An 11788-nucleotide genomic window follows, 5' to 3' on the forward strand; every position below is an offset into this window, starting at 1 on the left:
GTTCAGGCGGCGTTCCAGTCGAGTCTGGTCTCGGGGAGGCTGCGGTAGATCTCGACCACGAGTGGTCTGTCGTTCGGGCTGCTGCGTAGTTGTCGGGTGCCGGTGTGGTCGACGAGGTAGTAGCCGCCGTGCGGGTCGCGCCAGAGGTAGATGCCGGTGAAGGGTTGTTTGACGTCCCAGCCACCGAACGTCTTGATCCGGTGGTGGCTGCGGGTCATCGGGCCGTAGTTCCCCAGCCCTGACTGACCCGGTGGACCAGTGGGGCTCCAGGGCTTCGTGTGGTCGAGGTCCATGCCCCGGGAGAGGCTGGACCCGTAGGGGAAGGTGTCGGCCGGCGTCACGAGATGCACGGCCTGTCTATGTCGGTCGGGGATCTCGTAGGCATCGACCGGTGCCTGACCCTCGAGGTCGAGGACCGGGGTGATCTTGAACCGGCAGGTCGGGCCGAGGACGTCGCGGACCCAGGCTTCGGTGACCGGGCCGTGGCCCTCGAGCCGCGCGATCCCGGTGCTGTCGGGCCCGGTGTAGGTGTGGACATAGAGCTGCACTGTCGGCAACAGGTCGCGGATGTCGGCGCCGTGGGGCTGGCCGGGGTTGCCGAGCAGCAGCAAGGCGGCATGAACGCGGCGTTCGTCTTCGGAGGCGTCGGGCATCGCCTCGGTGAGCTGTCCCGCGGTGGCGGTGACGGCGGCCTCGATCTGGTCGATGGTCGCGACGTCGGCACGGACCATGAACGTGGCCATCCCGTGCGCCTCAGTCCGGAGCTTCTTGGCGAACGTCGCCCTCGCGGCGCGTTCCTCCTGCTCCCTCGCGACCTCCGGGTTGGCCTTGACGATGCTGGCCTCGACCAGCGCCTCGAACCTCGTCCACGGGATCCGGCCATCAGCGGACTCGGCGACCGCCGCGTCGACATAGGCCGCCTCCTCGGCCGGCAGGCCCCGGGTCTGCCTGACCACGAACCTGGCGTAGGACGCCTTGACCTCCCCGGCCTGCACCCGGGCCCACAACCGCGGGCAACGGTGGTGAAGGTCCAGCGCGTCGGCCATCAGCTGACCCGCCGCGAACGTCGTGACCCCCATCCGGGCACCCAGCGCGGCGGCCGCGAACTCGGTCACCTCCGGGGTCCCCGCACCGCCATAGGCACGGGCCCGCTCCCGACCCTGGCCCTCCTGGCTGGGGTCGAGCCGCTCAGGCGAGTGCAGGATCGCCCACTGGTAGGCACCCCTCAACTGGTCGGCCTGAGCGGTCCGCTCCCGCATGGCGGCGTCGCCGACAAAGGCGAGGACATCGTCCCCACCCATGTCGTCCAACACCGCCGTCCCGCTCATGAGTCAAGCCAACCAGTGCCCACCGACACAGCCACCGACCCTGGATCCCCTTCTTCACAAGGGATCGACGGCCACTAGCTGCCTGACCTGATCGTGCGCGCCAGCTCGACCCGGGACTGCACGCCGAGCTTCCGGTAGATGTGCCTGAGGTGGTAGTCCACGGTGTGCGGTGAGAGGAAGAGCAGGGCCGCGGTCTCCCGGTTGGTGAGTCCACGGGCCACCTGATGCGCGATGGTGCGTTCTGCCTCGGTCAGTGAGGCCCAGCGGTCCTCGGTCGCGTCGTCGGTCGAGCCGGCCCACGGGCTCGCCGGCTTCGAGCCGAGTGACACGAGCGCACCTACCAGCGTCTCGCCGTCGTGCACAGGTTCTGCCCGGGCCGAACGAGGGCCGGTAGAAAGGTGGAGAACCGTTTCGGCGACGAGCGGGTGGCTTCGGATCTGGCGCTCGGCCCAGGCCCACACCAGGGCCCGGTCGGCGTGCGACGCCAGCGCAGCGCCTCCGGCCGTGTTGAAGAACATGCTGCTGCCGCTGACTGCGACGAGCGGACCCTTCGTCCTGCGCCGACGAGAGAGGAACGCCGTGCGGAGCGCTGCGGACGGGGCCCCGCCGTCCTGCACGAGCCGATCACGCGTTTCGGCGAGCACCCGGTCCAACAGCGCCGGCAGCGCCGGGTGGAAGGAGGACGCCCTGCTCGTGATGTTGACGACGCCGAGCATCCGGCCGGTGGCCGGATCCAGGACGGGTGCCGAGGCACACGAGACCACGGTCAGGTTGTCTGCGTAGTGCTCGAAGCCGAGGACCACGTTGAGCGACGTCGTGAGGAGAGCCATCCCGATCGAGTTCGTGCCGACCAGCTCTTCGCGGCACAGGTAGCCCGGGGCCGCACCGATGCCGTCCATGACGTCGGCGGTGCGGGTCGAGCCGGCGAACCGTTTCACGACGTGACCGCGCGCGTCGCTGAGCAGCAGTGCGACACCTTCGTCGGCGAGGAGGTCGCTGACGGCGGTCATCGGCGGTCCGGCCGCCCACGACAGCCTCGTGTCCGCGTCGACGTCGGCAGCGAAGGGGACCGCGACGTGGTGGGGAGTGATCCCGGCGCCCGCGCATCGCTCCCACGAGCGATGGATGAGGTCGGGGACCTCGACCGCCGGCCGCCCGCTCTCCTCGACACGGTCGAGCACGTGCTGAAGGGCGGCACCGGGTGCTGCTGCGTCGACGAGACCCATGATGACCTCTCACCGCGGGGTCCGCGCCATCTCCGTTGACGGCTGGGTGACTGTGCTTGTCAGGGACTGTCCTCCTCTTCTTTCGTCCCTGGCAAGAGGGCCGTGGACTACGCGATCACGTGATGTGGGCCGGCTCCGCCGCGCTCTAACGTCCGTGCATGGCCATGGAGCTGGACCTCGCCGGCAAGATCGCCGTGGTCACCGGCGCTAGCAAGGGCATCGGGTTGGCGGTCACCCGCTCCCTGGCGGCAGAAGGTGCCGTCGTGATCGCGGGTGCGCTCAACGGCAGCGACGAGCTCGACCTGCTGGCCGAGAGCTTCGCGGTCGAGGCGGTGCGCGTCGACCTCACCGAGCCCACTGCCCCCGAACGTCTGGTCGACCGTGCCATCAGCCGACACGGTTCCCTGGACATCCTGGTCAACAACGTGGGTGCCGTACGCCCGCGACCGGGCGGCTTCCTCACGGTGAGCGACGACGCGTGGCAGGCCACCTTCACCATCAACTTCCTCGTCGCGGCCCGCAGCATGCGCGCCGCGCTGCCCCACCTGGTTCGCCGCAACAGCTCCCGCGTGGTGACCGTGAGCTCGGTCAACGCGTTCCTGCCTGATCCCGCCGTCGTCGACTACAGCGCGGCCAAGGGAGCGCTGGCCAACCTGTGCAAGTCGCTGTCGAAGGAGTTCGCTGCGAGCGGCGTACGGATCAACACGGTCAGCCCCGGACCGGTGCAGACGGATCTGTGGCTGGGTGACGACGGCGTCGCTGCCACGATCGGTCAGGCCAGCGGGCTCAGCCCGGACGAGGTGGCCAGACGAGCCGCGGCGGACAGCCCCACGGGGCGCTTCACCACCCCACAGGAGGTGGCCGATCTGGTCCTGTTCCTGTGCAGCGCTCGTGCCGCCAACGTCAACGGCAGCGACTTCGTGGTCGACGGGGGGCTGGTCACGACGCTGTAGGCCCCGACCAGCGGCGACGACGCACACAACAACCGGAGCTCCACCCCAGAGAGGCACGCCCATGACCAACACCCCCGTCGTCTTCATCCACGGACTCTGGCTGCACGCGAGCAGCTGGCAACCGTGGCTCGACCTGTTCCGCGACGCCGGCTACGAGCCGATCGCGCCCGGGTGGCCGCACGAGGCCGAGACGGTGGAGGAGGCCAGGGCGCACCCCGAGATGGTCGCCAACATCGGCATCAACGACGCCGTGGGCCACTACGCCGACATCATGGACGGCCTGGGCGAGCTGCCTGTCGTCATCGGCCACTCGTTCGGAGGGCTCATCGCCGAGAAGCTTCTCGGGCAGGATCTCGCCGCAGCGGCGGTGGCCATCGACCCGGCTCAGATCAAGGGCGTGCTGCCGCTCCCGCTCGCGCAGCTGCGGGCGGGTCTTCCGGCCCTGGGCAACCCGGCCAACCTCCACAAGGCGGTGTCCCTCACCAAGAAGGAGTTCCGGTTCGGGTTCGGCAACGCGCTGACCGAGGAGGAGTCGGACGAGCTGTTCGAGAGGTGGACCATTCCCTCGCCCGCCCGGCCGCTGTTCCAGGCCGCGGCGGCGAACTTCGTCATGCACTCCCAGGCCAAGGTCAACACCGACAACCAAACCCGGGGGCCGCTCCTGCTGGTCTCGGGGATGGAGGACCACACGGTGCCCGACGTCGTGACCCGCTCCACCCTCAAGCAGTACCGGGACTCCGCCGCCGTGACAGAGCTGCAGCAGTTCGAGGGCCGAGGCCACTCGCTCACCATCGACCACGGATGGAAGGACATCGCCGACGCCGTCCTCGACTGGCTCAAGACGAACGGTCACTGACCGGGTCGCCCGCACGGGCGGGCCGGACGGGCTTGCCCTTGTTGCTCGACCGACACGCTGTCTTGCGTCACAGTGAGCCGATGGTGACCGTCCTCGACGCCGACTACGTCGTGGTCGGCGCGGGAGCGGTCGGGATGGCGTTCACCGACGCGCTCGTCGACCACGCCGACGTCACGGTGGCACTGGTCGACCGCAGGCACGGCCCCGGCGGGCACTGGCTCGACGCCTACCCCTTCGTCCAGCTGCACCAGGCCTCGGCGTTCTACGGCGTGGCCTCGACCTTGCTCGGTGGCGGTCGCATCCAGCAGGACGGGCCCGAGCGAGGGCTGCACGAGCGGGCGACCGCGCCGGAGATCCGTGACTACTACGACCGGGTGCTGCGCGACCGTCTCCTGGCCACCCGGCGAGTCACCTTCCACCCAGGCACCGAGCACTCCCAGGTCAGGCCGCGCCCAGGGGCGCGGGTCGTCGACACGACGTACCTCTCGCCCATGGTGCCGGCGACCACGCCGCCGCCGTTCGCAGTCGCCGCGGAGGCCTCGGTGGTCCCGGTCAACCGGCTGGCCGACCTGGGCGGCGCGCCGTCCCAGTACGTCGTCGTCGGGTCCGGCAAGACGGCCACGGACGCGTGCGTCTGGCTCCTGGGGGAGGGGACCGACCCGGACGACATCTGCTGGATCCGCCCGCGCGAGCCCTGGATGCTCAACCGGGCCGTCGTCCAGCCGGACCCGGCGGTGTTCATCGGCATGGCCGCGGACACGATGGAGGCCGCGACCGTGGCGGCGACGCCGGACGACCTGTTCCTCGACCTCGAGGACCGCGGGATCATGCTGCGCATCGACCGCGCCGTCACGCCGACCATGGCCAAGACCCCGACGCTGGCGACCTGGGAGCTCGACCTGCTGCGGACCATCGAGCACGTCGTACGCCTCGGCCACCTCGAGCGAGTGGAGCCCGGCCGGCTGCTGCTCGAGCACGGCGAGGTCTCCGTCGCGCGGGACGCGGTCGTCGTGCACTGCGCGGCGTCCGGCCTGCCGCGCAGGCCGCCGCTCCCGATCTGGGCGCCGGACGCCATCAGGCCGCAGCCCATCCGGTCCGGGTTCCCCTGCTTCGGCGCGGCGCTCGCCGGGTTCGTGGAGGCCACCGTGGACGGCGACGCCGAGAAGAACCGGCTCTGCCCCTCCTCACCGTTCTCCGACACCCCGGCCGACTGGGCGGCGATGCAGGTGCTCGGCGGCCGCGCGGCGAGGGCCTTCTCGTCCGACCCGGCCATCAGGTCGTGGGCGGGAGGGGTGTCGCTCAACCTGGCGCGAGTGCCACCCGACCGCCAGGGTGATGCTGACGTCGTCGCGGCCACCGACCGATTCACCGCGGCCGTCGGCCCTGGTCTGGCCCGGCTGGCCGAGCTGGCCGGCATCGCCCAGGCGCGGCGCTAGGAGCCCGATCGGCGCAGGCGTCGCCGGGCCCGCGAGTCGGCGTCGACCGGAACGACCACGGAGGCCTTGGCGAGGCCGTGGGCCGGCATGTTGCCGTAGACGGCCTCGTACTCGCCCTCGCGGACCAGGAACGTCTCGTGCCAGATCCCGGAGCGCGGGTCCCTGCCGACCCGCTTCCAGTACCGCCTCCAGACGGCGAGGTGCGGGTCGCCGTCGTCCCGGGCGAAGCGCTCGAGGGCGTCGAACGACCGCCAGTACTGCACGTTCATGGTCAGGCCGTAGGTCTCGTAGCCGAGCAGGCCCTTCTCGGGACGCTCGGAGAGGTACTTGAGCATGTACGGCATACCCCGCATGCCGCCGAGGTCGCGCAGGCTCCGGATGGGATGCAGTGCGTCCAACCGCGCACCGATCAGGAACACCACGAAGTCACCCTCGATGCCGGCGGTCCACCGGCCCTGGTTCACCGCTGCCATGCCCGCAGTGTGGACCCGGCGGGACTCACACGCGAGAGGCTGGACTCACGGACTGACCGACAAGAACACGAACGCCGCGAACAGCACCAGGTGGACGCCACCCTGGAGCGGCTTGGCGCGACCGGTGACCACCGTGAGGATCGCGACCAGCACCGAGAGGAACAGCAGCACGATCTGCATCGACGTCAGGCCCAGGTCCAGCGGCCCGCTGAGCCAGATCGACGCGACCGCGATCGCGGGGATGGTGAGGCCGATGGAGGCCATCGCGGAGCCGTAGGCCAGGTTGAGGCTGGTCTGCACCTCGTCCCGGTTCGCGGCCCGGACCGCCGCGATCGACTCCGGCGCCAAAACGAGCAGGGCGATGACCACGCCGACGAACGCGTGCGGGAGCCCGGCCGAGGCGACGCCCTCCTCGATCGGCTTGGACTCGACCTTGGCCAGCCCCACGACGGTCACCAGGGCGAGCACGAGCAGGCCGAGCGAGATCAGGGTCTCGCGGTCCGAGGGCGGGTCCGCGTGCCCGTCGCCGTCGTCGTCGTGACGTCCGTCCTGGCCGTGGACCACCGGCAGGAAGAAGTCGCGGTGCCGGATCGTCTGGGTGAAGACGAACAGGCCGTACAGCGCCAGGGAGGCGACCGCGGCGAAGGCGAGCTGCTCGCCGGTGAACTCCGGCCCCGGCTCGCCGGTCGTGAACCGCGGCAGCACCAGTGTCACGCCGGCGAGGGTGATGACGGTGGCCAGCGCCGAGCCGGTGCCCTCCGGGTTGAAGCGCGCGAGGTGGTGCCGCAGCGAGCCGACCAGGAGCGTGATGCCCACGATCCCGTTGAGGCAGATCATCACCGCCGCGAACACCGTGTCCCGGGCGAGGGTCGACGTGTCGTCACCGCCGGAGATCATCAGCGTGACGATCAGCGCGACCTCGATGACGGTGACCGCCACCGCCAGCACCAGCGACCCGAACGGCTCGCCCACCCGCAGGGCGACGACCTCGGCGTGGTGCACCGCGGCCAGCACGGCACCGACCAGGGGCAGCGCGACCAGCAGGGCGACCACGGTCGACAGGCTGCGGCCCCAGGTGGCACCGAGCACGACGACCGCGACGGCCGGTGCCGTCACTGTCCAGCTGAACCGTCCCGAGGTCACCGCGCTCATGCGGAGACCGTAGTCATCGCCTCGACACCGAGACGGTCAGCCGGGCATGCCGAAGTCCCATCGCGACACCGGTGACACCTGGAGCCGGCCCCCGTCGTTCAGGAGCAGCGCGTGGTGTCCGCCACCTGTCAGGTCGTCGGATCGCACGAGGCCCGACGCCTCCCAGCCGGTGCTCGCCCGCAGGTAGGGCACCTCGGCGAACAGTGCTCGGGCCACGGCCACGAGCCACCCCTCCAGCGGCTCCCGCCAGGCCCGTGAGGGCCAGGACGCCTCCGGACCGAACGGGAAGGCCCCCACGGCCGGGTCCCAGGCTTCCAGCGCGCCCAGGGGGATGTCGAGGAACAGCCAGTCCTCGTCCGGTTCCGCGGACTCCACGACCCGCAGGACCGACACCATCGCCGCGACGGGCCGTCCCGGCAGGGGTTCGACCACCCCACGGGAGACCAGCGATCCCGTGAGCGTCGCTCGCCCGGGCGGAGCACCGCGATCGAAACCGGCGAGCCGCCACAAGGCCGTGCCCGCCTCGGTCAGGACGTCGTCGTCGCGAGGTCCGAGAAGGACGGCGAGCCCGTAGAAGCCTCCGAGCCACGTCTCCGGGTCCTCGAGGTCGTCTGCTGCGGGCATGCGGACATCTTCCCCGCCCCGCGTAGGCTGGTGGGTCGTCCCACCAACGATCCTGGAGTGCACACATGCCCGCCCTCGCGAGCGCCCCCGAGTCGCTGTTCCCGCGCCTGGAGCCGTTGCTGCCGACGGTCAGCAAGCCGATCCAGTACGTCGGCGGCGAGCTCAACTCGACGGTCAAGGAGTGGGACGCAGCGCCCGAGGGGGAGACCGTCCGCTGGGCGCTGATGTACCCGGACGCCTACGAGGTGGGACTGCCCAACCAGGGCGTGCAGATCCTCTACGAGGTCCTGAACGAGCGGGACTGGATCGTCGCCGAGCGCACCTACTCGGTGTGGCCGGACATGGAGTCGGTCATGCGCGAGCACCACATCCCGCAGTTCACCGTCGACGGCCACCGCCCGGTCGGTGACTTCGACCTGTTCGGCCTCAGCTTCTCGACCGAGCTCGGCTACACCAACATGCTCACCGCGCTCGACCTGGCCGGCATCCCGCTGCACGCCGTCGACCGCACCGACGACGACCCGGTCGTGCTGGCCGGCGGCCACGCGGCGTTCAACCCCGAGCCGATCGCCGACTTCCTCGACGCGGCCGTGCTGGGCGACGGCGAGGAGGTCGTGCTCGCGATCTCCGAGGTGGTCCGCGAGTGGAAGGCCGAGGGCCGCCCCAGCGGTTCGATGGGGAGCGGTCGCGACGAGCTGCTGCGCCGGCTCGCGGTCAGCGGCGGGGTCTACGTCCCGAAGTTCTACGACGTCTCCTACGCCGACTCCGGTGAGATCGCGGCGGTCGTGCCCAACGGCCCCGGCATCCCGGCCCGGGTCCGCAAGCACACGCTGATGGACCTCGACCAGTGGCCCTACCCGGCCAAGCCGCTGGTGCCGCTGGCCGAGACCGTCCACGAGCGGTTCTCGGTGGAGATCTTCCGCGGCTGCACCCGCGGCTGCCGGTTCTGCCAGGCCGGCATGATCACCCGCCCCGTCCGCGAGCGGTCGATCGAGACGATCGGCGCCATGGTCGAGAACGGCATCCGCAAGTCCGGCTTCGAGGAGGTCGGCCTCCTCTCGTTGAGCAGCGCCGACCACTCCGAGATCGCCGAGGTCGCCAAGGGCCTGGCCGACCGCTACGAGGGCCAGAACGTCTCGCTCTCGCTGCCCAGCACCCGGGTCGACGCGTTCAACATCGACCTGGCCAACGAGTTCTCCCGCAACGGCCGCCGGTCGGGGCTGACGTTCGCGCCCGAGGGCGGCTCGGAGCGGATGCGCAAGGTCATCAACAAGATGGTCAGCGAGGACGACCTGATCCGGACCGTCGCGGCGGCGTACTCCTCGGGCTGGCGGCAGGTGAAGCTCTACTTCATGTGCGGGCTCCCCACGGAGACCGACGAGGACGTGCTGGCCATCGCCGACCTCGCCAAGCGGGTCATCGCCACCGGTCGCGAGGTCTCCGGCCGCAACGACATCCGCTGCACCGTCTCGATCGGCGGGTTCGTGCCCAAGCCGCACACGCCGTTCCAGTGGGCGGCGCAGCTCGACCACGACACCACCGACGAGCGGCTGCGCAAGCTGCGCGACCTCGTGCGCGACGACAAGAAGTACGGCCGGGCGATCGGGTTCCGCTACCACGACGGCAAGCCCGGCACGATCGAGGGACTCCTCAGCCGGGGCGACCGCCGGGTCGGCGCCGTGATCGAGCGGGTCTGGCGTGACGGCGGCCGGTTCGACGGCTGGAGCGAGCACTTCTCCTACGACCGCTGGGCCGAGTCCGCGGCCAGCGCGCTCGCCGAGCACGGCCTCGACCTCGACTGGTTCACCACCCGGGAGCGGGAGTACGACGAGGTCCTGCCGTGGGACCACCTCGACTCCGGTCTCGACAAGGACTGGCTCTGGGCCGACTGGGAGGACGCCCTCGCGGTCGCCGACGGCGCCGACGTCGAGGTCGAGGACTGCCGCTGGACACCCTGCTACGACTGCGGCGTCTGCCCGGAGCTCGGCACCGAGACCCAGATCGGGCCGACCGGCCGGCAGCTGCTGCCGCTCGCTGTCGTCTGACCCCGCGCTGTGGGGGCAAACCTCTGCACAGGGGGCACGGCCGAGCGTGGGGCCGTGCGGGTTTGCCCCCACACGCGTCCGCTTCTGCGCACCGACCACGAGCTGCGTCTCCGCCGGGCCTGGGTGGCCCGCCTCCACCACAAGCTGGGGCGGGCATGACCGTCCACACCTTCCACCTCGTCGAGCTCCCCGCCTCGGTGGGCGCGCGGGCGCTGCTGCGTCCACCGTCCGCGGCCGGGCTGGACCACGCCGAGGTGCTGGCACTCATGCGGCTCGGTGCTCCCGTGGTGTCACCGGACCGGCTCCAGCTGCGCCGCCTGGCGGTGTTCGCGCAGTGGCGCGACGAGGACGCCGTGGACGGTTTCCTGGCTCAGGACCCACTGGGTCGTCACCTGGCCACCGGCTGGCACGTCCGACTGGAGTTCCTGCGCCGGTGGTCGACCCTGGCCGCCCTGCCCGGTCTGCCGGCGCGGGCGGGGGAGTGGGTCCAGGACGAGCCGGTGGTCGCGGTCACGCTCGCGCGGATGCGACTCCCCGAGCTGCCGCGGTTCCTGCGCTGGGGTCGGCCGGTCGAGCGGCTGGTCCGCGACCACCCCGGCGTCACGCTGGCGCTCGCCGCGCTACGGCCGCCGCGGACGATCTCGACGTTCTCGGTCTGGCGCACCGTGCGGGAGATGGAGGAGATGGTGCGCGGCCGCTCCGCCGTCCCGGATCCGGCCCGGCATGCCGCCGCGATGGCCGAGCGCGCCCGCCGTGACTTCCACCACGAGTTCGCGACGTACCGGTTCCGGCCGATCTCCGAGCACGGCTCCTGGCAGGGCCGGACCGGCATCGTGCCGACGTGCGACAGCGGCGGCCGGCACCCGGGGGGCGTCGACTGACCCGGATCGGCTGTCTCCGGGCAACCGACCAGATGGAGTCACTCGACGCCGCCGGGTCCGGGCGGACGATCCTGACTACAGCGGCGCGTCGAGCTTGGCGCCGTCGAGCCGGTAGCCGATGCAGACCAGCTTGTCGCCGGCGTTGGGTGCCGATTCGGTGGTCAGGCCGAAGTAGCCGATGTCCGGGTTGGCCGGTGCGACCTTGCCCTCGAGCCCGCCCGCAGTGATGAGGTCGGTGCAGAGCGTGCTCGTGGCCGGGTCGTAGCCCTCCGCGTCGTCCTGGGTGAGCTCCTTGGTGACCAGCACCTCCGCGTCGTGCGGGCTGTCGCAGCTCACCTCCTCGATGTCCTCGACGAAGTCCTCGGAGTCGTCGGTGAGGTTGCTCGCGTTGAGGCACTCGCCGGTCTTGAGCTGCTCGACCGGGAGCAGGTCGTCCCAGTCGACCTGGGTCAGGCCGTAGACGCCGGCGGACAGGGCCACGACCGACACGATCGACGCGACGACCGCGCCGATGGCCAGGCCCTTGCCGTGGTTGCGGCCGTCCCGGCTCCGGACCAGCACGACGATCGCGAGGATCAGGCCGATCGGGAAGCAGCACAGCAGCGACAGGATGAGGGCGGTGATCGCCATCGCCTTGGAAGGCTCGGGCTCGACACCGGAGGCCGGGTAGCTGCCGGCCGCCATCGCGGGCTGGCCGTAGGGCGCCTGGGCGGGCTGGCCGTACGCCGGGGCCGCGGGCTCGCCGTACGGAGGCGGAGTCGGCTGGGTCGGCTGGGTCGGCTGGGCCGGCTGGCCGTACGGCGGGGGAGCGGCC

The 11788-nt window shown here is 71.2% G+C and carries 11 protein-coding genes; 5 read left to right on the forward strand and 6 right to left on the reverse strand.

Going from position 1 to position 11788, the window contains the following annotated elements:
- Positions 1–2 precede the first annotated feature (2 nt).
- Entirely contained in the window at positions 3–1328 is a 1326-nt protein-coding gene (locus JHD21_RS03975; protein ID WP_292671811.1) for a DUF222 domain-containing protein, read from the reverse strand.
- Positions 1329–1402: 74 nt separating this feature from the next.
- Positions 1403–2554, reverse strand: a complete 1152-nt coding sequence (locus tag JHD21_RS03980; RefSeq protein ID WP_292671812.1) for a LuxR C-terminal-related transcriptional regulator — start codon at positions 2552–2554, stop codon at positions 1403–1405.
- Positions 2555–2712: 158 nt separating this feature from the next.
- Between JHD21_RS03980 and JHD21_RS03985 the strand changes: the two genes are divergently transcribed.
- From JHD21_RS03985 to JHD21_RS03995, 3 genes are all read left to right on the forward strand, one after another.
- A complete protein-coding gene (locus JHD21_RS03985) occupies positions 2713–3507 on the forward strand; it encodes an SDR family oxidoreductase (RefSeq protein WP_292671813.1) in 795 nt (264 codons plus the stop codon).
- 61 nt (positions 3508–3568) lie between these two features.
- Positions 3569–4363, forward strand: coding sequence for an alpha/beta hydrolase (locus JHD21_RS03990; protein WP_292671815.1), 795 nt, complete (start codon positions 3569–3571; stop codon positions 4361–4363).
- 80 nt (positions 4364–4443) lie between these two features.
- On the forward strand, positions 4444–5799 hold the full coding sequence (locus JHD21_RS03995) for an FAD/NAD(P)-binding protein (RefSeq protein WP_292671817.1): 1356 nt from the start codon (positions 4444–4446) through the stop codon (positions 5797–5799).
- On the opposite strand, the gene JHD21_RS04000 is transcribed toward JHD21_RS03995, so the two are convergent.
- From JHD21_RS04000 to JHD21_RS04010, 3 genes are read right to left on the reverse strand one after another with little or no spacing between them, the layout of a single operon-like run.
- The gene (locus JHD21_RS04000) at positions 5796–6272 is read right to left on the reverse strand and encodes a DUF4188 domain-containing protein (protein WP_292671819.1); all 477 of its coding nucleotides are present in this window, start codon (positions 6270–6272) and stop codon (positions 5796–5798) included. The genes JHD21_RS03995 and JHD21_RS04000 overlap by 4 nt on opposite strands.
- A 45-nt stretch (positions 6273–6317) precedes the next feature.
- Positions 6318–7424, reverse strand: coding sequence for an ionic transporter y4hA (locus tag JHD21_RS04005; RefSeq protein ID WP_292671821.1), 1107 nt, complete (start codon positions 7422–7424; stop codon positions 6318–6320).
- Positions 7425–7460: 36 nt separating this feature from the next.
- The gene (locus tag JHD21_RS04010) at positions 7461–8048 is read right to left on the reverse strand and encodes a hypothetical protein (protein WP_292671823.1); all 588 of its coding nucleotides are present in this window, start codon (positions 8046–8048) and stop codon (positions 7461–7463) included.
- A gap of 65 nt (positions 8049–8113) precedes the next feature.
- On the opposite strand from JHD21_RS04010, the gene JHD21_RS04015 reads away from it, so the two are divergent.
- Together JHD21_RS04015 and JHD21_RS04020 are read left to right on the forward strand one after the other, a co-directional pair.
- Positions 8114–10093, forward strand: a complete 1980-nt coding sequence (locus tag JHD21_RS04015; RefSeq protein ID WP_292671824.1) for a TIGR03960 family B12-binding radical SAM protein — start codon at positions 8114–8116, stop codon at positions 10091–10093.
- A 155-nt stretch (positions 10094–10248) separates the two neighbouring features.
- Positions 10249–10974, forward strand: a complete 726-nt coding sequence (locus JHD21_RS04020) for a hypothetical protein (protein ID WP_292671826.1) — start codon at positions 10249–10251, stop codon at positions 10972–10974.
- A gap of 75 nt (positions 10975–11049) precedes the next feature.
- Here JHD21_RS04020 and JHD21_RS04025 read toward each other — a convergent pair.
- Positions 11050–11788: DUF4190 domain-containing protein (locus JHD21_RS04025; RefSeq protein WP_292671827.1), on the reverse strand; the 739-nt coding region annotated here is incomplete at its 5' end.

The organism is Nocardioides sp., assembly GCF_016462705.1.
GTDB lineage: Bacteria > Actinomycetota > Actinomycetes > Propionibacteriales > Nocardioidaceae > Nocardioides.